This is a genomic window from Williamsia sp. Leaf354 (genome assembly GCF_001424365.1).
GTDB lineage: Bacteria > Actinomycetota > Actinomycetes > Mycobacteriales > Mycobacteriaceae > Williamsia_A.
The window spans coordinates 1,115,499-1,134,958 of sequence record NZ_LMPL01000001.1; the positions used below are offsets into that span (position 1 = coordinate 1,115,499).

20 protein-coding genes and 1 pseudogene are annotated in these 19,460 nt (G+C 68.4%); 10 read left to right on the forward strand and 11 right to left on the reverse strand.

Annotation, left to right across the window (positions count from 1 at the left end; all coding sequences use genetic code 11):
• Positions 1 to 18 precede the first annotated feature (18 nt).
• Entirely contained in the window at positions 19 to 1,482 is a 1,464-nt protein-coding gene (gene ramB / locus ASG12_RS05375; RefSeq protein ID WP_055787733.1) for an acetate metabolism transcriptional regulator RamB, read from the reverse strand.
• Between the two features lie 391 nt (positions 1,483 to 1,873).
• Between ramB and aceA the strand changes: the two genes are divergently transcribed.
• The 3 genes and pseudogenes from aceA to ASG12_RS22290 form a co-directional block, all read left to right on the forward strand.
• Complete coding sequence (gene aceA / locus ASG12_RS05380; protein ID WP_045821725.1) at positions 1,874 to 3,169, forward strand: isocitrate lyase; 1,296 nt, start codon at positions 1,874 to 1,876, stop codon at positions 3,167 to 3,169.
• Between the two features lie 164 nt (positions 3,170 to 3,333).
• Positions 3,334 to 4,215 carry a 3-hydroxybutyryl-CoA dehydrogenase gene (locus ASG12_RS05385; protein ID WP_055786072.1) on the forward strand — a complete coding sequence of 294 codons (882 nt, stop codon included), beginning with the start codon at positions 3,334 to 3,336 and terminating at the stop codon, positions 4,213 to 4,215.
• 121 nt (positions 4,216 to 4,336) lie between these two features.
• Positions 4,337 to 4,906: pseudogene (locus tag ASG12_RS22290) on the forward strand (rhomboid-like protein); the annotation flags it as partial.
• A 23-nt stretch (positions 4,907 to 4,929) separates the two neighbouring features.
• Here the strand turns inward: ASG12_RS22290 and ASG12_RS21545 are convergent.
• The 4 genes from ASG12_RS21545 to ASG12_RS05405 are packed head-to-tail and all read right to left on the reverse strand — an operon-like array spanning position 4,930 to position 7,803.
• On the reverse strand, positions 4,930 to 5,802 hold the full coding sequence (locus ASG12_RS21545; RefSeq protein WP_055786076.1) for a PPK2 family polyphosphate kinase: 873 nt from the start codon (positions 5,800 to 5,802) through the stop codon (positions 4,930 to 4,932).
• Positions 5,803 to 5,807: 5 nt separating this feature from the next.
• The gene (locus ASG12_RS21550) at positions 5,808 to 6,644 is read right to left on the reverse strand and encodes an SDR family NAD(P)-dependent oxidoreductase (RefSeq protein WP_055786079.1); all 837 of its coding nucleotides are present in this window, start codon (positions 6,642 to 6,644) and stop codon (positions 5,808 to 5,810) included.
• Entirely contained in the window at positions 6,641 to 6,988 is a 348-nt protein-coding gene (locus tag ASG12_RS05400) for a DUF4873 domain-containing protein (protein WP_055786082.1), read from the reverse strand. The genes ASG12_RS21550 and ASG12_RS05400 overlap by 4 nt, the downstream gene beginning before the upstream one ends.
• 17 nt (positions 6,989 to 7,005) lie before the next feature.
• Positions 7,006 to 7,803, reverse strand: coding sequence for a TetR/AcrR family transcriptional regulator (locus tag ASG12_RS05405; protein ID WP_082501657.1), 798 nt, complete (start codon positions 7,801 to 7,803; stop codon positions 7,006 to 7,008).
• A gap of 98 nt (positions 7,804 to 7,901) precedes the next feature.
• Between ASG12_RS05405 and ASG12_RS05410 the strand changes: the two genes are divergently transcribed.
• The 7 genes from ASG12_RS05410 (at position 7,902) to ASG12_RS05440 (ending at position 13,978) form a co-directional block, all read left to right on the forward strand.
• Positions 7,902 to 9,227, forward strand: coding sequence for a DUF445 domain-containing protein (locus ASG12_RS05410; protein ID WP_055787738.1), 1,326 nt, complete (start codon positions 7,902 to 7,904; stop codon positions 9,225 to 9,227).
• Between the two features lie 123 nt (positions 9,228 to 9,350).
• Positions 9,351 to 9,785, forward strand: a complete 435-nt coding sequence (locus ASG12_RS05415; RefSeq protein WP_045821728.1) for a helix-turn-helix domain-containing protein — start codon at positions 9,351 to 9,353, stop codon at positions 9,783 to 9,785.
• Between the two features lie 43 nt (positions 9,786 to 9,828).
• A complete protein-coding gene (locus ASG12_RS05420; RefSeq protein WP_045821729.1) occupies positions 9,829 to 10,527 on the forward strand; it encodes a hypothetical protein in 699 nt (232 codons plus the stop codon).
• Between the two features lie 111 nt (positions 10,528 to 10,638).
• Positions 10,639 to 10,941, forward strand: a complete 303-nt coding sequence (locus tag ASG12_RS05425; protein WP_055786083.1) for a DUF2516 family protein — start codon at positions 10,639 to 10,641, stop codon at positions 10,939 to 10,941.
• Positions 10,942 to 11,090: 149 nt separating this feature from the next.
• Complete coding sequence (locus ASG12_RS05430) at positions 11,091 to 12,011, forward strand: AurF N-oxygenase family protein (protein ID WP_055786087.1); 921 nt, start codon at positions 11,091 to 11,093, stop codon at positions 12,009 to 12,011.
• A gap of 46 nt (positions 12,012 to 12,057) precedes the next feature.
• Entirely contained in the window at positions 12,058 to 12,819 is a 762-nt protein-coding gene (locus ASG12_RS05435) for a MerR family transcriptional regulator (protein WP_055786090.1), read from the forward strand.
• A gap of 106 nt (positions 12,820 to 12,925) precedes the next feature.
• A complete protein-coding gene (locus tag ASG12_RS05440) occupies positions 12,926 to 13,978 on the forward strand; it encodes an alpha/beta fold hydrolase (protein WP_235456062.1) in 1,053 nt (350 codons plus the stop codon).
• A gap of 87 nt (positions 13,979 to 14,065) precedes the next feature.
• Here ASG12_RS05440 and deoC read toward each other — a convergent pair whose 3' ends face one another.
• The 6 genes from deoC to ASG12_RS05470 form a co-directional block, all read right to left on the reverse strand.
• Positions 14,066 to 14,755: a deoxyribose-phosphate aldolase gene (deoC, locus tag ASG12_RS05445; protein ID WP_055786097.1), complete on the reverse strand. Its 690-nt coding sequence runs from the start codon at positions 14,753 to 14,755 to the stop codon at positions 14,066 to 14,068.
• A 78-nt stretch (positions 14,756 to 14,833) separates the two neighbouring features.
• On the reverse strand, positions 14,834 to 15,127 hold the full coding sequence (locus tag ASG12_RS05450) for a hypothetical protein (RefSeq protein WP_055786100.1): 294 nt from the start codon (positions 15,125 to 15,127) through the stop codon (positions 14,834 to 14,836).
• A 106-nt stretch (positions 15,128 to 15,233) separates the two neighbouring features.
• Complete coding sequence (locus ASG12_RS05455; RefSeq protein ID WP_082501658.1) at positions 15,234 to 16,721, reverse strand: cryptochrome/photolyase family protein; 1,488 nt, start codon at positions 16,719 to 16,721, stop codon at positions 15,234 to 15,236.
• On the reverse strand, positions 16,718 to 17,734 hold the full coding sequence (locus ASG12_RS05460) for an LmeA family phospholipid-binding protein (protein ID WP_055786105.1): 1,017 nt from the start codon (positions 17,732 to 17,734) through the stop codon (positions 16,718 to 16,720). The genes ASG12_RS05455 and ASG12_RS05460 overlap by 4 nt, the downstream gene beginning before the upstream one ends.
• A 106-nt stretch (positions 17,735 to 17,840) precedes the next feature.
• Positions 17,841 to 18,674, reverse strand: coding sequence for a carbon-nitrogen hydrolase family protein (locus tag ASG12_RS05465; RefSeq protein WP_055786109.1), 834 nt, complete (start codon positions 18,672 to 18,674; stop codon positions 17,841 to 17,843).
• 39 nt (positions 18,675 to 18,713) lie between these two features.
• Positions 18,714 to 19,415, reverse strand: a complete 702-nt coding sequence (locus ASG12_RS05470; RefSeq protein WP_055786112.1) for a hypothetical protein — start codon at positions 19,413 to 19,415, stop codon at positions 18,714 to 18,716.
• Positions 19,416 to 19,460: the final 45 nt, after the last annotated feature.

Below are 19,460 nucleotides of genomic sequence, written 5' to 3' on the forward strand. Positions count from 1 at the left end.
GCGTCCGAGGTTAGAGGGTCAGTCGATGAGATAGGGCGAGATGGTGCTGCGGTGCTCGTCGATCTGCAGCGTCGCGCCGAGTGCCGGGAACGCGCGCTGTGCGCAGTTGACCCGTTCGCACACCCGACAGCCCGCGCCGATCGGGGTCACCTGGGCCTGCGGTCCGATCTCGAGTCCGTCGGAGTACACGAGCCGACCCGCGTGGCGCAGTTCGCATCCCAGTCCGATGGCGAAGGTCTTGCCGGGCTGGCCGTACCGAGCGGCGCGTCGCTCCACCGTGCGGGCGACCCAGAGATAGGTGCGGCCGTCGGGCATCTGGGCGATCTGCGTGAGGATCTTGCCCGGCGAGGCGAAGGTCTCGTAGACGTTCCACAGCGGGCACGTGCCGCCGCTCGAGGAGAAGTGGAAACCCGTCGCCGACTGTCGTTTGGACATGTTGCCCGCGCGGTCGACGCGCACGAACGAGAAGGGGATGCCGCGCAGGTTCGGCCGCTGCAGCGTCGACAGGCGGTGACAGATCGTCTCGTAGGAGACCTGGTAGAACGCCGAGAGCCGCTCGATGTCGTAGCGGAAATCCTCTGCCGCACCGTGGAACTGGGAGTAGGGGAGCACCGCGGCGGCCGCGAAGTAGTTGGCCAGCCCCAGTCGGGCGAGGCTGCGCGCCTCGTCGTTGGTGAAGTTGCCCTCGCCGGCGAGCTTGTCGAGCAGATCCCCGTATTCGAGGTAGGCCAGTTCGGCGGCGAGCTTGAAGGTGCGCTGACCGCCGGAGAGGTGTCGGGAGATCTCGAGCCGTCGGGTGCGGGGGTCGAGGCGGTGCATGAGGGTGTCGCCCATGTCGACCCGCCGGACGATCTCGACGCCGTGCACCGTCTCGAGCCGGTTGTGGATCTCGCGTCGGACGTCACCGGAGTGCATGCGCATCCTGGTCGCCATCTCCTCGGCCGCGACGTCGAGTTCGTGCAGGTAGTTGTGGCGTTGGTAGAAGTAGTCGCGCACCTCCTCGTGTGGTGCGGTGATCGACCCGCGCATGCTGCCGTCAACGCGGTCGTCGGTGGCGGCGGCGAGTTGGTCGGTGGCGATCCGGTAGCGCCGGTGCAGGTTCACCATCGCGCGGGCGAGGTCGGGATGCGATCGCACCATCTCGGCGATGTCGGCGGTGTCGGTGTCGGCATCGAGATCGGGGTCGCCGAGCACCTCACGCATCTCGGCGATCAGCCGCACGTTGTCCTGCGAGCTGAAGAACTCTGCGTCGACACCGAACACCTCGGTGATGCGCGCGAGCACCGAGTCGGTCAGCGGTCGGACGTCGTGTTCGATCTGGTTCAGATACGACGGCGAGATCGACAGGGTGCCGGCGAGCGCCACCTGCGACAGCCCGCGTTGCGACCGCAACGCGCGCAGTCGGGACCCGACGAACGTCTTGCCGCCGCGGTCGGTGTCACCTCTCCGGTCGGCATCCCCGCCCGATGTGGATGTGATCATGGTCACCACCCTCCTCTCGTCCCGGCGACGACCGCCGACGGCGGCGTCCGCAGCCCGCGCTGTCGAGCGGTCCGGTCCTCCGACAAAAACGCAGTACGCGCGTACTTTTTGCCTCGGACGCCCGACGGACTTCGCAGATCTATCTTCGCAGAGTTTGCAAATCTGTCACCTGTTGTGGCTCAGATTGGCACGTCCGAGGTGTGGACCAGCGCGTTTGATGTGTGGCACCCTCGTTGCAGGCGGCGCCCTCGGGCGGCTCACCGGTTGCGAATCCGATCGGCGCAGAGCTGCACGAATCGCCGGGTACTCACACAGTCCCGGTGCCCCCGAACGGCGCACGGCGCCACCGGACAAGACCAAGTAGACGAAGTCGATGGAAAGTGAAGTGGGCATGAGCAACACCGGAAAGCCGAGGACCACCGCGGAGATCCAGCAGGATTGGGACACCAATCCCCGCTGGAAGGGCATCACCCGCGAGTACACCGCCGAGCAGGTTTCCGAGCTCCAGGGCTCGGTCGTCGAGCAGAACACCCTCGCCAAGCGTGGCGCCGAGATCCTCTGGGACGGCGTGAACGGCGTCAACGGCGACGAGTACATCAACGCGCTGGGTGCCCTCACCGGCAACATGGCCGTGCAGCAGGTGCGTGCCGGCCTCAAGGCCATCTACCTCTCGGGCTGGCAGGTCGCCGGTGACGCGAACCTGTCGGGCCACACCTACCCCGACCAGTCGCTCTACCCGGCCAACTCGGTGCCGTCGGTGGTCCGCCGCATCAACAACGCGATGCTGCGCGCCGACGAGATCGCCAAGGTCGAGGGCGACAACGCCGTCGACAACTGGGTCGTCCCGATCGTCGCCGACGGTGAGGCCGGCTTCGGTGGCGCGCTCAACGTCTACGAGCTGCAGAAGGCCATGATCGCCGCGGGTGCCGCCGGTACCCACTGGGAGGATCAGCTGGCCTCGGAGAAGAAGTGCGGCCACCTCGGTGGCAAGGTGCTCATCCCCACCCAGCAGCACATCCGCACGCTGACCTCGGCGCGCCTCGCGGCCGACGTCTCCGACACCCCGACCGTCGTCATCGCGCGTACCGATGCCGAGGCCGCCACCCTCATCACCTCCGATGTGGACGACCGTGACAAGCCGTTCCTCGACGGCAGCCGCACGGCCGAGGGCTTCTACGGCGTGAAGAAGGGCATCGAGCCCTGCATCGCCCGTGCGAAGGCCTACGCCCCGTACTCCGACCTCATCTGGATGGAGACCGGCAAGCCCGACCTGGAGCTCGCGAAGAAGTTCGCCGAGGCCGTCAAGGCCGACTTCCCCGACCAGCTGCTGGCCTACAACTGCAGCCCGTCGTTCAACTGGAAGCAGCACCTCGACGACGAGACCATCGCCAAGTTCCAGAACGAGCTCGGCGCCATGGGCTTCAAGTTCCAGTTCATCACCCTGGCCGGCTTCCACGCCCTCAACTACTCGATGTTCGATCTGGCCCACGGCTACGCCCGTAACCAGATGACCGCGTACGTCGAGCTGCAGGAGCGCGAGTTCGCCGCCGAGGAGCGCGGTTACACCGCCACCAAGCACCAGCGTGAGGTCGGTGCCGGTTACTTCGACCGCATCGCCACCACCGTCGACCCCAACACGTCGACCGCTGCGCTGAAGGGCTCCACCGAAGAGGGCCAGTTCCACTGAGCCGCCTCTCCGGAACTCTTCGCCGGTGAGACAGGCGGCCCGCAACTCGTGTTGCGGGCCGCCTGTTCGTTTCTGGCGAAGTCAGCCCGTCCCCGACCAGAGTTACCCTCGTCTCACCAATTCGCATGGTGCGTGGGCGAACTCATCCGATCCCTAGGAGTGCCGTGGCCACCGCACCAGTGTCGCGGATCGGTGTCATCGGTTCGGGTCAGATGGGGGCCGGGATCGCCGAGGTGTGTGCCCGCGCCGGCACCGACGTCCTCGTGCACGACACCACCCGCGACCGCGTCGCCGGCGGGCGCACACGCATCCTCGAATCCCTCGACCGCGGCGTGAGCAGCGGGGCGCTCACCGAACGCGAGCGCGAACAGGCCTGCGGCCGACTGCGATTCACCACCGACCTCGACGGGTTCGCCGATCGTCAGATGGTGTGCGAGGCCGTCGTGGAGGACGAATCGGTGAAGGCGTCGCTGTTCGCCGCGCTCGACGCGATCGTCACCGACCCCGACGCCGTGCTCGCCTCGACCACCTCGTCGATCCCCATCACACGACTGGGCGCGGCGACCACCGACGCCCGCCGGGTGATCGGCCTGCACTTCTTCCACCCCGTGCCGGTGCTGCCGCTGGTGGAGCTCGTCACCACCTCGAGCACGGCCGACGTGATCGCCGCGCGAGCCGAGCTGTTCGCCTCGGATGTGTTGGGCAAGCAGGTCATCCGTTCCGAGGACCGTTCCGGCTTCGTGGTCAACGCGCTGCTCGTCCCGTACCTCCTGTCGGCGATCCGCATGGTGGAGAACGGTCTCGTGACGGCCGAGGACGTGGACCGCGCGATGATGCTCGGCTGCGCACACCCGATGGGCCCGATCAAGCTGGCCGACCTCGTGGGCCTCGACACCGTGAAGGCCATCGCCGACACCCTCTTCGCCGAGTACGCCGAACCGCTCTACGCGCCGCCACCGCTGCTGTTGAGCATGGTCGACGCCGGCCGCCTCGGCCAGAAGTCCGGACGTGGCTTCTACCGCTACCCCGCGACCGCACAGGCGTAGCAGTTCGTCCCGCTCAGCGGGACGAGCTGCTACCGATGCCCTGTTTGCAGGCGACTCACAGGGTGCGTCCAGGCTCGACGACGATGTCGCGGCCAGGGTGGGCGACATGATGATGCGACGGATGGTCGACGTCCTGCGTTCGGCGCCGGTGTCGGTGAGCTGGCTGGCGCTGCTGCTGGTCACCACGGTGCTGCAGCGGACCGCCGCCCCGGCACGGGTCGCGGCGTGGCTGGCCGCGTCGTCGACCGACATCTCCCACCTGGTGTCCGATCCGGTCGCGGTGCTCGGCTCCAGTCTGGCGTGGCTCGACGGCGCCTACTGGCTGCCCTACGCCGTGATGTTCGCGGTCGTCGTGATCCCGATGGAACGACGACTCGGTGTCCGACGCTGGGCCGCACTGGGTCTCGCCGGACACGTCGTCGGCACCGGGGTGAGTCAGGGCGCACTGTGGGTGGCGATCGCGGTGGGCGCGACGTCGTCGTCGCAGATGTCGATGCGCGACATCGGGGTCAGCTACGCGATCTTCGCGTTCGTCGGTGGCGCGGCGCAGTTCGTCGAACCGCAATGGCGGCGGGCGTTCGCGACCACGGTCGTCTCACTCGCAGGGCTCACCCTCGTCGTGGACCCCTCGGTGACGACGCTCGGGCACCTCGTGGCGATCACCACCGGCCTGCTGCTCGGACCGGTGATCATCGGTCACCGAGCGGCGGGAGCTCAGGTCTGCGCGAGCCGCTTCTTCTCGTGCTCGACGTCGAAATCGGGAGCGGGCCACTCGAGGTCGAGGCGCTCGAGGGCCTCGATCATCAGCTCCGTGACGGCAAGGCGCGCATACCATTTGCGGTCCGCGGGCACGATGTGCCAGGGCGCGGTGTCGACGTCGGTCTCGTCGAACACCACCTGATACGCCTCCTGGTAGGCCGGCCAGTACTGGCGTTCGTCGATGTCGCCGGGGTTGTACTTCCAGTACTTGTCGGGCCGGTCGAGGCGCTCGGCCAGCCGTTCGCGCTGGGCGTCGGTCGAGATGTGCAGCATCACCTTCACGACGGTGGTGCCGGCCGCGACGAGATCGGCCTCGAAATCGTTGATGGTCGCGTAGCGGGTCGACCACTCGGATTCCGGGACGAGGTCGTGCACGCGCACGGCCAACACGTCCTCGTAGTGCGAGCGGTCGAACACACCGATCTGGCCCGCCGCAGGCACTTTGGCACGGATCCGCCAGAGGAAGTCGTGGGCGAGCTCCTCATCGGTGGGCTTGCCGAACGACGCGTGCGACACCCCCTGCGGGTCGACCATGCCCACGACGTGTTTGACGATGCCGCCCTTGCCGGCGGTGTCCATCCCCTGCAGCACCAACAGGATCGACCGCGGGTCACCGCTGCGTCCGTGTGCGTAGAGCCTCTCCTGCAGTCCCGCCAACAGCGCGCCACGGGCTTTCAGCGCCGCCTTGCCCGCAGCCTTGTCGCCGTCGAAACCCGGGGTCGAGCGCTGATCGATGCCGCTCAGCGGCCCCTGGGCGCGGGCACGCAGAAGGGTGGGCGCCGAGGCGATGGCGGGATCGTCCGAGCCGGACTCGTCAGAAGAGGACACGGGGGTCAACCTACCGGCCCGAACAGCCCGCCACCGCCGAATGCCGCACGGTGCGAGTCGGGTACGACGCCGTCGTCGTTGGCCAGCCCGTACTCGCGACCAAGCTCGGCGGTCACCAGCGTCGCACCGCTGCGCGCGGACAGGGCGGGGTCGCGGGCGAGGGCGTCGACGACACGACCGATGAATGTGGGGTCCTCGGCGCGCTCCAGGGAGAACCCGGCGAAGTCGTTGACGCCCAACGACATCAACAGCTCGGTGCGGACCAGTCCCGGCCACAGGCTCACCGCGCTGACGCCGGTCCCGGTCAACTCGTGCGCCATGTCGGAGGTCATCTTGTCCAGACCCGTCTTGCTCATCCCGTAGAGCACCGAGTGCAGGTGCCCGCGCGACCCGAACGACGAGATGCTCGCGATGAGACCCGACCCGGCGTCGACCATGCGTCGCGCCGCGTGCACCGAGGCGACGTAGTGCGCGCGGAGTCCGACCCCGATCAGGGTGTCCCAGTCGGAGATCGGGCGTTCGAAGAACTTCTCGGAGAAGCCGCCGAAGCCGCGCGGCGCCGCCCATACGTTGTTGACCAGCAGGTCGAGACGCCCGTGGTCACCGTCGATGCGCTCGAACAGTGCCGCCACCGCGTCGTCGTCGGTGTGGTCGCAGCTGATCGCCTGCGCCGTCCCGCCGACCGCGGTGATCTCGGCGGCCACACGACCGAGCCGGTCGTCGGGTCCGACACCGCCACGGGCGGTGAGACACACCGTCCACCCGGCCGCGCCGAGAGCTCGCGCGACACCACGACCCACGCCGCGGCTCGCGCCGGTCACCAGCGCGACCGGCGGGGTCACCGGTCGACGTCGTCGGGGAGCTGCGCGAACGGGGGCGCGCTCACCCCGCGCACCACGTGCCCGCCGAATGCGTCCTCCGCCGACAGCGTCCCCTCACCGGCGCCGTGCGGGGTGCTGATGCGTACCTCGGTGCCCTCGGCGACCGGCGGATCGGCGGGATCCGACACCGCCTTCAGGCCGCGGATGCGACCCTGCCACTGATAGCGCCCCGCGATGGGATCGAAGTGGCCGATCAGTTGGACGTTCGCCTCCACCGGGCGTCGCCCGCCCACGGTGATCGTCGCCGGACCGGTGTAGCCACCCGCGTCGTCGTCGTGGTCGTGTGCGGGTTCGTGATCGCTCATGGCGTCACTGTAGGGAGTCAGGTCGCGGTCGTCGACGGTACGACACCGAACTCCGGCAGCGGGTGCTCCCGGGAGTTGAACACCGCCGCGGACCCGCCGACCTCGGCGATGCCGACGAACGACGTCCACACCAGCATCGTGAGGTGGTCGATGAGCTGTTCCTGGCTCAGGGTGCGCTCGACCATCCACCAGTGGGTGGCGAGCTGCACGCCGCCGACGAGTGCGTACGCCCAGGTCTCGAAGCCGGAGGTGTCGAGACCTCGGTGGCTGAGCCGCTCGTTCATCGCGAACGCGACGACCTGCGCGATCAGCTTCTCCGAGTCGGCCAGAACCGTGGGGCTGGAGAACTTCGAGCTGGTCACGAAGGTGTAGATCTGGGTCTCGTCGGCGATGGTCTGCACGTAGATGGAGATCACCGCGCGCGTCATCGTGAACTCGTCGACGTCGTCGATCAGCGCCTCGGTGAGGCGCGGCAGCAGAGTCACCTCGATGAACCGCACCATCGCGGCGGTGTTCAGATCGTTCTTGTCGGTGAAGTACCGGTAGAGGACGGTCTTCGAGACGCCGATGTGCGAGGCGATCTCGTCCATGCCGATGTCGGCGCCGAGGGCACGCACCGCGGTCAGGGTGCCGTCGACGAGCTCGGCGCGCCGCTCCTCCTTGTGCTGCTGCCATCGCTGCTTGCGGCCGTCGGGCTTGCCGTCGGGGATGTCGTCGGCGGCGCCCCGGAGTGCGGCCTCGAGCCCTTTCGTCGCGTTCGCGGCGGCCACGACGGCGGCACGGGCCGCCGCGGCGGTGGTCTGGCGAGCGGGCATGCGCCCACAGTATCCCCGCCGGTGGGCGCCGGATCACCGCAGCTCGTCCGCCGCGGGCACGGGAGTCGGATTCGGGTAAGACTGGTCAGGTGAATTCGATGTCGACGGCGCAGCGCACCGACCCCGCGCCCGCCCCCAGCGCCGCCCCCACCGGTCTGTCCGGCTTCGACGCCGCCGACGTCGAACGCCGGCGAGCCCTACGGAAGATGAAAGTGGTCGCGACCGGGCTGCTGGTCTTCGCCGCCGGTGTGTACCTGCTGACCCGCTGGATCGAGAGCCGCGACGGCGCCGACGCCGCCGGGTGGGTCGCCTACGTGCGCGCGGCGTCGGAGGCGGGCATGGTGGGCGCGCTCGCCGACTGGTTCGCCGTCACCGCGCTGTTCCGTCAGCCACTGGGCCTGCCGATCCCGCACACCGCCCTGATCCGCCGCAAGAAGGACCAGATCGGCGACCAGCTCGGCGGATTCGTCGAGCAGAACTTCATGACACCGTCGGTGATCGAGGGACAGGTCGAGAAGATCCATCTGCCGCAGCGGGTCTCGCGGTGGATGGCCGATCCGCGCAACTCCGATCGCATCAGCGAGGAGGCGTCACGCGCCATCGGTCTGGCGGGGGAGATGCTGGCCGACGAGGACGTCGAACAGTTCATCGTCGCGGGGATGCGGTGGATGGCCGAGCCGCAGTGGGGACCGCCCGCCGGTCGCGTGCTCGAGCAGCTGATCGAGGAGAACCGGCTCGCGCCGATCATCGCGATGCTGTGCGACCGTGCGCACGACTGGGCACTCGACAGCCAGGGCCTCATCGATCGGGTGATCGACAAGGACGGCCCCGCCTGGGCGCCGAAGTTCCTCAACGCCGTTGTGGGTGAACGGATCCACCGTGAGCTCGTCGACTTCACCAACAAGGTCCGGTCCGATCCCGACCACGAGGTGCGGCGGGCGATGAACGAGTTCCTGGAGAACTTCGCGCAGGATCTGCAGCACGACAAGGCCACCATCGAGCGGCTCGAGGCGATCAAGGCCGAGTTCATCGGTCGCGACGAGGTGGCCGGTGCGGCGTCGTCGGCGTGGAAGGCCGCGAAAGCCGTTCTCGAGCAGGCACTCGACGACCCCGACAGCACCTTGCGCGCGACGCTGGCCGACGCGGTCATCAAGGTCGCCACGCGCGTCAGCAACGACGAGGCGTTGCAGGCCAAGATGAACTTCTGGACCGTGCGGGTCGCACGCCACGTCGCGGCCAACTATGCGACCGAGATCGTCTCGGTGATCACCGAGACCGTGCGCGGGTGGGACGCCGAGGACACCAGCCGCAAGATCGAGCTCCAGGTGGGCCGCGATCTGCAGTTCATCCGCATCAACGGCACCGTCGTCGGCTCTCTCGCCGGCCTCGCGATCTACTCGATCTCGGTGCTGCTCTTCGGCTGACGGCCGCTGCAGACCCCCTCTCCGTGTGGCATCGGCCACTATCGGGACCAAAAATTAGCTGAGTGCTTGCATTTGCTAGCACTCGGTGCGAATACTGGTTCACGGAGACTCAAGGAGGTACCGATGAACTCTGAATCGGTCGATCCACCGGAGAACACAACGCCTCTCGTGGATGCCGAGGACGCAGCGACTCGAGCGGTCGAGAACGTTGTGAACGCCGCACAGGACATCGGTGCGTTCATCAGGTCTCAGCGGGTTGCCGCGGAAGTCTCGGTTCGGCAGTTGGCCGAACGGGCCGGAGTCAGCAATCCGTATCTGAGCCAGATCGAACGAGGACTGCGCAAACCGTCGGCAGATGTGTTGGCGCAGATCGCGAAAGGTCTGCGTGTGTCGGCGGAAGTGCTCTACGTCCGCGCAGGCATTCTCGAAGAACGTGCGGCCAGCCCGGTACGCGACGCGCTGCTGGCCGATTCGCAGATCAGCGAGCGACAGAAACAGATGTTGCTCGAGATCTACGAGTCGTTCCGCAAAGAGAACGGCGTGCCAGCCGCTCCATAGTCGCTGACGGTTCACCATCGCATCACCCATGAAGGAGACACCAATGAGCAAGAACGACAAGCTTTTCTCGACCCCGATCTACGCCGCGGTCGGCGTGGGCGACCTTGCCCTCCAGCAGGTGAACGAGGTCCTCACCCAGCTCCGTGAGCGCACCGAGGCCGCCACCGAGACCGCCCAGGCGCGTATCGAGGAGACCCGCGAGCGTCTCACCGAGACCCGCGAGCGCATCAACGCACTCCCCGAGGAGGTGCCTGCCGGTATCGACGACCTGCGCACCCGTTTCACCCCCGAAGAGCTCCGCAAGGTCGCCGAGGCCTACATCGAGGTCGCGACCGGCATCTACAACTCGCTCGCCGAGCGCGGCGAGGAGACCGTCGAGCGTCTGCGCACCCAGCCGGAGTTCCAGGAGAACGTCTCGAAGGCCGAGAAGGTCTACAACGACGCCGTCGACCTGACCGAGGACGCCCTGGGCACCATCTCCTCGCAGACCCGGGCCGTGGGTGAGCGCGCCGCGAAGCTCGCCAACCTCGCCTCGGGCAAGGCCGCCGGTGCCGCCGGCACCGTCGAGGCCAAGGCGCGTGGCCGCAAGGACTCGCCCGCCAAGGTCCTCGAGGAGCTGAAGGAGCCGGCCGCGAAGCCCGCCGCCAAGAAGGCCCCGGCCAAGAAGGCCCCCGCGAAGAAGGCCCCGGCCAAGAAGGCCCCCGCGAAGAAGGCTCCCGCCAAGAAGGCCGCCTCGAAGTAAGGCCCTTCACCGCCAGACCCGGACGCCCCCGACGGACCACGGTTCGTCGGGGGCGTTCGTGCGTTCGCGGGCCGCGACCGGTGTCGGTGATGCCCGGATAGGATCGTGGCCATGAGCATCCTCGCCTACGGACAGAGCCTCATCGTCCTGATCCTCACGATCGTCGGCGGAGCCGCCGCGCTCGTCGCACTCGTCCACGCCGCGATCCAGCGTCCTGACGCCTTCCCGGCCGTCGATCGGCAGTCGAAGGTGATCTGGGTCGGCATCCTGGTGCTCGCGAGTCTCTTCATCTGGTTCTTCGGGCTGCTGGGCCTGTTCGGCATCGTCGGCATCGTCGCGGTGCTGGTCTACCTCGTCGACGTGCGGCCCCGCGTCGACGCGATCCAGAACAAGCGCTGGTTCCGCAAGGTGTGATCTCGGCCGGCGCCCGTTGGTGCCATCGCGTGGCGTGACAATATTCGTTGTCTCAATACCTTGACAACGGTAGGTGTCATATCGCATCGTTGATTGACAAGGACTATGTCGTCAACCGAGGGCAGAACCGCCTTCGACAGGAGCCCACGATGACCATCGCAGCCGAGCCCCTCACCCGATTCGATCGCGTGCAGGACCGCCAGGACACCGCGCGGAGACTGCTGGCCTCGTCGGCACGGAAGTCCTACGACCCGCTGATCGAGGTCGACTGGGACGCCCCGATCGACCACGAGAGCTACTACGGCATGACCCCCGAGTGGTGCAGCCTCTACGGCACCGAGATGTGGGATCAGATGACCGAGGCCCAGCGCATCACGCTCACCGAGCACGAGGCCGCGAGCATCAGCGCGACCGGCATCTGGTTCGAGATCATCCTCATGCAGATGCTCATCCGCGACGCCTACAAGCAGGATCCGGCGTCGCCGCACTTCCAGTTCGCGCTCACCGAGATCGCCGACGAGTGCCGGCACTCCACGATGTTCGCCAAGGCCGCCGAGCACTTCGGCATCCCGAACTACGAGCGCCCGAAGTGGATCAACTTCCTGTCGCGCCCGTTCAAGGCGCTGGCGTCGGGATCGCTCGCCTTCGGTGGCACCCTGGCCGCCGAGGAGATCCTCGACATGATGCAGCGGGACTTCATGAAGGACCCGCGCGTGCAGCCGGTCACCCGCACCGTCAGCAAGATCCACGTGCTCGAAGAGGCCCGCCACATCCGCTTCGCCCGCGAGGAGACGGTGCGCATCGCGGCCGACATGAGCCCGATCCGCCGCCACCTGACGCGCCTCATGCTCGCGATCACCGTCTACATGGTGGTGTTCTGCCTCGTGAACCCGAAGGTCTACGAGGCTGCCGGCCTCGACAAGAAGGCCGCGAAGAAGGCCGCCCGCACGAACACGTACTACAACGACCGCAAGCGCAACGGATGCGCCAAGACGGTGTCCTTCCTCGACGAGTGCGGTCTCATCGGCGGTCCGGGCAAGTACCTGCTGCGCCGCGGCGCCATCATCTGACACGACTCGAACCGAGACCGCACACCCGCGCGGATAGACTCGCCGCGTGGCTGAATACCGGATCAACGAGCTCGCCGAGGTGTCGGGTGTCAGCGTGCGCAACATCCGGGTCTACCAGGATCGCGGGCTGTTGCCGTCGCCGAAGATCAAGGGGCGCACAGGGTGGTACTCACAGGAGCACCTCGTCCGGTTGAACCTGATCTCGCGCCTGCTCGAACGCGGCTACACCTTCGCCACGATCAGCGAGCTGCTGCAGGCGGCGCACTACGGGATGAAGGTGGAGCACGTGCTCCACGGCACCCCGAAATCGGGCCGGTGGCGCACCTTCAAGCGCGCGGCCACCATCACGCTGACCGAGCTGCGTCGGACGCTGGGCGCCGACGAGAAGACCATCGCGATGAGTCAGAAGCTGGGTCTGCTCGCCAAGGAGGGCGCCCAGTACGCGGTGAAGAGTCCCGAGCTGCTCGAGGGTGCCGAGGTGCTGGTGAAGGCCGGCATCGAACTGGAACCCCTTCTGCGCAAATGGGAACGGATCCAGAACGACATCGACGACATCGCCGACAACTTCGTCGCGATCATCACCGACAAGTACTTCGGCGACGACGGTCGCCTGCTGGACATGGAGGAGACCGAGGTCGCCAAGGTCGCCCATCTGATCGGTGCGGTCCGCCCGATGGCCCACGAGATCGTGGAGTCGGCGTTCCAGCGTTCGCTCGACGCCAAGATCTCGGAGGCTCTCGGCGAGGCCTCGGAGATCTTCGACAACGACCGCGGTCTGGACACCGATCCGCTCAGCGGGTCCGCCTGAGCGCCACCCCCAGCCCGACCGATGGCCGTTCGGGCACGCATCGGAGAGGTTCACACACATGACGAGGACGCATCGGCCGATACGCGAGGTGGCACGATCGCATCGAGTGCTCACCGGGTCCGCCATCGCCGGCGGTGTCGCGGTCGGTGGGGCCGGGCTCGCGGTGGGGACCATCCTGGGCGCCCTGGTGCGCACCGCCCTGACCGGGCCCGCGCCGATCGACGACGGCCCCGACGCGCTGTTGGCCGAACCGATCATGACGCCCGAGCGCATCGATGTCCGCGCGTCCGACGGCAATCCGATCAACGTGCTGGCCTACGGACCGCCCGACGGCGACCTGCTGGTGATGGCCCACGGATGGACCTGCAACACGCGGCACTGGTACGCCCAGATCAACGCCTTCGCCGCCGACCACCGCGTGGTGGTCTACGACCAACGCGGCCACGGCAAGACCCCGCTCGGTCGGACCAAGCTCAGCACCGCGCTGCTCGGGTCGGACCTCGAAGCGGTGCTGCGCGCGGTGGTCCCCGACGGGCGTCGTGCGCTGATCGCCGGGCACAGCATGGGCGGGATGTCGGTGCTGGCGTGGGCGAAACACCACCCGGCGAGCGTCGATCGCCTCGCGCGCGTCGTGGTGCTGACCTCGACCGCCGCGGTCGAGGTGGTGCAGAACCTCGCGGTGGTCCCCGAAGGCCTGCCGCGGTTCACGCGCCCGTTCGAGCACGCCGTCGGCCGGCTCGTCGCCACCACGCCCGCGCCGCTGCCGCACACCACCGCCTCACCCAAGGTCGCGCAGTACATCGCGCTCAACACCCAGGCCAAGCTCTCGCACGTCGAGTTCTGCGACCACATGATCAGCGAGTGCCCGGCCCGTGCGCGTGCGCGCTGGGGTTCGGCGCTGCTCGATCTCGACGTCTGGCAGGGCGTCATCAACCTCACGGTGCCGACGGCGGTGGTCGTGGGCACCGATGATCGCCTCACCCCGCGCAAGCACTCCGACGCCATCGCGTCCACGCTCAAGGCCGCCGGGCATCTGCAGGAGTACCTGGTGCTCGATCACACCGGGCACATGAGCAACATCGAGGAACACGACCGCTACAACGACCTGCTCACCGAACTGCTCGAGGCGACCCGCGACCGCGTCGCGTACACCCCCTGACCCGGCCGATCGGCACCTCAGTTCGCCGAGCGTGCCACAAGGCGCCGCCGACTGTGCCAAAAGGCCCCGCCGACTGTGCCGAAAGGCCTAGTCGTCGGCAAAGCCGTCGAGGACCGCGCGCGACCCCGACAGGCCGAGGCGGGTGGCGCCGGCGGCGATGAGCTCGGCGGCGAACTCCGCGGTGCGGATGCCGCCCGAGGCCTTGATGCCGACCGATGCCGGTACCGCAGCCCGCATCAGCTCGACGGCCGCCACACTCGCCCCGCCGCTGGGGTGGAAGCCGGTCGACGTCTTCACGAGCGAGGCACCTCCCTGTGCGGCCCGTTTCGAGACCTCCGTGACGGCGTCGGGCCCGGCGAACTCGAGCAGGGCCGCCGACTCGATGATCACCTTGAGCACGGCGTCGGGTCCGATGGCCTCGCGGACGGTGAGCACGTCGGCGAACACCTCGTCGTAGAGCCCGGCGACCGCTGCGCCGACGTCGATCACCATGTCGATCTCGTCGGCGCCGGTGTCGATGGCGAGTCGCGCCTCCGACGCCTTGACGAGCGAATGATGTTTGCCCGAGGGGAATCCCGCCACTACGCAGGTGCGCTGCGACCCGGTGTCGATGGGCAGCATCGACGGTGACAGACACACCGCGAGCACCCCGAGATCGGCGGCCTCGGCGACACAGGCCAGCGCGTCGTCGCGCGATGCCTCGGGCTTGAGCAGGGTGTGGTCGACCATCGCGGCCACGCGTCGTCGGGTGAGGGTTCCGGTCGAGGCAGAAGTCATGTCGTCGAGCGTGGCACACCGACGACGGGTGCGGTCACCCGAAGGGGGCGGAGCGAGGGACGTGCACGATCGACGGCGTTATCTGCCCGATCGACGCGGTTGTCTGCCCGATCGACGGCGGACGTCGGTGAGGAGCACGTGCACGCCGACGAGGAGTACCGCCATGACGCCGGCGGCGGCACCGCCGGCGATGAACCAGTGGTGCAGGGGATAGGTGTAGGCGGATCGGCCGTCACCGACGGCGGTCGAGGCGAACAGCGTCACCGCGAAGACGGCGACCGCCGCCCAGACGACTCCGGCGTAGCTGACCAGCGTCAAAGCCAACGGATTGTGGGCGATCGGGCTGCGCGCTGCCTTCGTACGTCCTCGCATGGTGGATGCCACCTCACATCGGTCGATCGGTCGGTGTCGAGATCGTACCGCCGGGAACTGAGCCGCCGCTGTGGACTTCGCGGACATTCTCAGGTTCGTCATCGGTTCAGAAATGCTCGCGCACGGACTCCTGCTCGAGCAGCTCGTCGAGGTCCTTCAGACGGTTCATCGTCGCCACCGACCGCGCCGTGCGGTTGTTCTTCCGCAGCATCTCCTCGTGACGATGGGTGAACGCCCAGTAGCCCGCGGTGAAGGGGCAGGCGTCGTCGCCGACACGCTTTTTCGGGTTGAACTCACAGGGTTTGCAGTGGTCGGACATCTTGTCGATGTAGGCGCCACCGGAGGTGTAGGGCTTCGTCGCCATCAGCCCGCCGTCGGCGTGCTGGCTCATCCCGATCACGTTGACCGGCATCACCCAGTCGAACCCGTCGACGAAGTTGGCGCGGAACCACTCGGAGAGCTCGGCCGGGTCGTATCCGCGTTGCAGCGCATGGCTTCCCAGCAGCATCAGGCGCGGGATGTGGTGCACCCACCCGCGATCGCGCACACCGCGTAGCGCCTCCGACAGGCACCGTGCGGTGACCGCGTCGGCGTCGAGGCTGCGGAACCAGTCCGGCAGCGGCACGTGGGCGTCGAGGCTGTTGTTCTCCATGTACTCGGGTCCGTAGTGCCAGTAGAGGTGCCAGATGAACTCGCGCCACCCGATGATCTGCCGGATGAACCCCTCGCCGGCGGAGATGTCGACCGATCCGTCCCGGACCGCGGCCTCGGCGGCGTGCACCACGTCGAGGGGATCGAGCAACGACAGGTTCAACGGCACCGACAGTAGCGAGTGCGACATGGCCCAGTCGGCGTCCATCATGGCGTCCTCCCACCGACCGAACGTCGCCAGACGCTGGTCGATGAAGGTGCGAAGGGCCTCGTCGGCCTCGTCGGAGGTGACCGCGAACAACCGTGGCCCGTCGACGCCGGTGAACGCGACACCGTCGGCGACCATGGCGTCGAGGTCGGCGCGGACCTCCTCGTCGATCTGGTCCTCGGTGGGCAACCACGGCGGGTCGACACCGAGGGTGTCGCGCTTGGGTGGTGCGTCGCGGTTGTCGTGGTCGTAGTTCCAGCTGCCGCCCGCCGGCTTGTCGCCGTCCATGAGGATGTCGAACCGCACCCGCTGGTCGCGGTAGAAGTTCTCCATCCGGAACTTCGTCCCGTCGCCGGCCCATTCGCCGAACTCCTTGCGCGACAACGCGAACGACGGGTTCGGGAGAATCTCGGAGACGAGTCCGTCGGCGGCGAGGCGGGCGACGAACGCCGCCGCGGCGTGCGACGTCGGCTCGTGCACCACGACCGGTCGGCCCAGTTCGACGAGCGCGTCGCGGTACCCCGACGCCTGCCAGAACTGCGCGCGGTCACCGAGTTCGGCCGCCAGATGCCGGATCCCGGAGAGCACGAGGTGCGCCTTCTGTCGGTGCCCGCCGCGACGCGCGATGGCCGCCGACGACTCGACGAGGACCACCTCGCGGTCGGCGTGCTGCGGCGCGGAGTGGATGTGGCGACCGAGCTGATCGCCGAAGAGCCACAGCGGATCCGGGCTCACAGGATGGTGCAGGCGTCGTTGGTCGAGCCCTGGTCCACCGGTGTCGACCCGAGGGTGTCCTGGTTCAGCGGGACGTCGGTGCCGGTGACCCGGAAATCCACCCCGGTGGAGGTGACCGACAGCTGCTGGAAGTCGAGCTGGTCGAACAGCGGCGGGAACAGCGACTTCGACACGCCGTCGACGAGGGTCTGGGCGAATCCCGACGGCACGCCGAACACCAGCGCGCTGGCCTTGACGACCTGGAACTCGATCTTGCCGCCGGTGACGGTCGGCTTGAGCTCCACGCTCACCGGGATCGGGAAGATCGCGACGGTGACCGTCGCGTCGAGCGACATGGTGCCGGTCGACTGGTTGCCGGTGACGCTGTTCAACGTGAAACCGCCGAACAGCCCGGAGAGACCGCTCTGACCGTTCTGCGTGGAATCGGCGCCACCGGTGTTCTGATCGGCCGGGTTCTGATCGGCCGCGGTCTGGGCCGACTGCTTGCTCAGTTCGACGATGCGCGAGAACGGCACCGATCCGTTGGCCGACAACGACCCCAGCGTGGACCCGTCCGACCGCGCGGTGATGTCGTCGGCGCGCCCGTGCAGCTCGATGGCGGACCCGTTGTCCCCGCCGGCGTCGATCTGGACGTACGGGACCTTCTTGGTGGCGTACTGCAGCAGCATCGGCTTCTTGCTCAACGACACCGACGCCGACGAGCCGGTGACGTCGCTGAACGACTTCTCCAGGCAGTCCTTGGTGGCGTTGCGCAGGTACAGCTCGCTGCCCACCCCGGCGATCACCAGGACGAGCACCACCACGAGTGCACTGATCGTCACGATCACGCCGATACGCCGTTTCGGTCGGGTCGGCGTGGGCCCCGGATCGCCGGCCGCCACCTGCTGTGTCTGTGGCTCGGCGTCGAAGGGGCGTGTCTGCGAGTACGCCTGCCCGCCGACCGGGAACTGCTCGGTCGGCGGTGTGGGGCCGGGCTGCTGCGGACTGTTGTCGGGTCGCTCGGGCTCATTCATCACCTCCGATTCTGCCTGCCGATGGTGAGGCGATCGTGAGAGTTCCCGCAAAACACGGTGGCGGGCGGTGACCGGCGGACGTCGGCGGTCGGGTGCGGGCGGCCGATCAGGCGGTCACGACCCCCGCGCGGGCGGGTGCCAGACGTCGGTTCGCCAGCACACCGATCGCCGACCGCGCCGCCTCGACGCGCTCGAGGTCGACGTCGTGGACGCCGAGGTTCTCGTGCTCGCCGTATTCGGCCACCAGCTCGCCGAAGGGGTCGACCAGCACCGAGTTGCCGATGCCGGTGGGGGCCGACGACTCCGCGACGGCGGGGTCATCGGGGACGGCCTGCCCGACGGCGGCGACGACGGTGGAGCTGTCGAGTGCGCGGGCCTGGGCCAACACCCGCCACTGACGCCGTTTGCCCGGGCCCGCACCCCACGAGGCGGGCACCACGATGAGCTCGGCGCCGTCGTCGGCGAGTGCGGTGAACAGTTCCGGGAAGCGGATGTCGTAGCAGGTCGCGAGGCCGACGGTGTGCCCGGCGACGGAGATGGTGGTCGGTGCCGAGCCGGCGGCGACGGTGTCGGACTCACGGAACCCGTAGGCGTCGTAGAGGTGGATCTTGTCGTAGGAGGTGGCTGATCCGTCGGGGCCGGCGACGAGCAGGGTGTTCCGCACCCGGGCGCGCCCGTTCGCGGCGTCGGCGGGGGTGAACATGCCGACGACGACGGTGGTGGCGGCCTCGGCGGCGATCGCGCACACCGCCGTGGCCCACGGTCCGTCGAGCGGTTCGGCGACCGGTGCGAGCGGCACCCCGAAACGACACATCGTGGCCTCGGGGAACACCACAAGCTCGGCGCCCGATTCCGCCGCCTGGCGGGTGCGGGCGGCGACGATGTCGAGATTGGCGTGCGGATCGGTGCCGGTCGACACCTGGGCCATCGCTATACGCATGCGTGACACGGTACGGCGCTGTCGCCGACGACGGGACGGCTAGCGGCTCGGTGCGACGAACGACCACGGGACGGTGAGGGTGTTGTCGCGCAGGCGGCGTCGCGGGATCTCGCACGGCACGCCGCTCGCCGCGAGCGCCCGCCGGGCGTGTGACCACCGCACCCTCGGCCCGTAGGGGGCATACGGCGCGGCGACGTCCCAGCACCGGTCGGCCGCGGTGAGCAGGTCGTGGATCGGGCGCCCGGGCAGGTTGTGGTGGATCAGCGCCTTGGGCAGGCGGGCCGCTATTGCAGAGGGATGGTCGGTGTGTCGCGGCGCCCACGCCAGCGTCAGCGAGCGCGGGCCGTCGGCGTCGAGGAGGATCCAGGCGCAGCGTCGGCCGATCTCGTCACACGTGCCCTCCACGATGAGCCCGCCCGGCGCGAGCGAGTCCTGCATCCGACGCCAGTGACCGACGACCTGGTCCTCGTCGTACTGCCGCAGCACGTTGTAGGCCCGCACGAGGTGTGGTCTCAGACCCGCGAGTTCGAAACCGCCACGGGCGAATCGGACACCGTCGTGGTCGGCGACCACCCGGGCGGGGTCGATCTCGAGGCCCACGAGCGCGAGGTCGGCGACGACGTGACGCAGGCGTCGGAACATCTCGACAGCGGTGTCGGGGCGGTCACCGTAACCGAGATCGACGGCGAGCGGTTGCTCGACGGCACGGAGAACGTCGACGATCTCGGGGCGCGAGGCCATCCACCGGTCGACCCGGCGGAGGCGGTTGATGTTGGTGGTGCCGCG

What these genes read in the sequence shown, in the direction of transcription:
- ramB (WP_055787733.1), bottom strand. Translation starts at nt 1,482, where the DNA reads ATGATCACATCCACATCGGGCGGGGATGCCGACCGGAGAGGTGACACC.
- ASG12_RS05470 (WP_055786112.1), bottom strand. Translation starts at nt 19,415, where the DNA reads ATGGCCTCGCGCCCCGAGATCGTCGACGTTCTCCGTGCCGTCGAGCAA.
- aceA (WP_045821725.1), top strand. Translation starts at nt 1,874, where the DNA reads ATGAGCAACACCGGAAAGCCGAGGACCACCGCGGAGATCCAGCAGGAT.
- ASG12_RS05400 (WP_055786082.1), bottom strand. Translation starts at nt 6,988, where the DNA reads ATGAGCGATCACGAACCCGCACACGACCACGACGACGACGCGGGTGGC.
- ASG12_RS05415 (WP_045821728.1), top strand. Translation starts at nt 9,351, where the DNA reads ATGAACTCTGAATCGGTCGATCCACCGGAGAACACAACGCCTCTCGTG.
- ASG12_RS05460 (WP_055786105.1), bottom strand. Translation starts at nt 17,734, where the DNA reads ATGAATGAGCCCGAGCGACCCGACAACAGTCCGCAGCAGCCCGGCCCC.
- ASG12_RS05450 (WP_055786100.1), bottom strand. Translation starts at nt 15,127, where the DNA reads ATGCGAGGACGTACGAAGGCAGCGCGCAGCCCGATCGCCCACAATCCG.
- ASG12_RS05410 (WP_055787738.1), top strand. Translation starts at nt 7,902, where the DNA reads ATGTCGACGGCGCAGCGCACCGACCCCGCGCCCGCCCCCAGCGCCGCC.
- ASG12_RS05465 (WP_055786109.1), bottom strand. Translation starts at nt 18,674, where the DNA reads ATGCGTATAGCGATGGCCCAGGTGTCGACCGGCACCGATCCGCACGCC.
- ASG12_RS05430 (WP_055786087.1), top strand. Translation starts at nt 11,091, where the DNA reads ATGACCATCGCAGCCGAGCCCCTCACCCGATTCGATCGCGTGCAGGAC.
- ASG12_RS05405 (WP_082501657.1), bottom strand. Translation starts at nt 7,803, where the DNA reads ATGCCCGCTCGCCAGACCACCGCCGCGGCGGCCCGTGCCGCCGTCGTG.
- deoC (WP_055786097.1), bottom strand. Translation starts at nt 14,755, where the DNA reads ATGACTTCTGCCTCGACCGGAACCCTCACCCGACGACGCGTGGCCGCG.
- ASG12_RS05420 (WP_045821729.1), top strand. Translation starts at nt 9,829, where the DNA reads ATGAGCAAGAACGACAAGCTTTTCTCGACCCCGATCTACGCCGCGGTC.
- ASG12_RS05425 (WP_055786083.1), top strand. Translation starts at nt 10,639, where the DNA reads ATGAGCATCCTCGCCTACGGACAGAGCCTCATCGTCCTGATCCTCACG.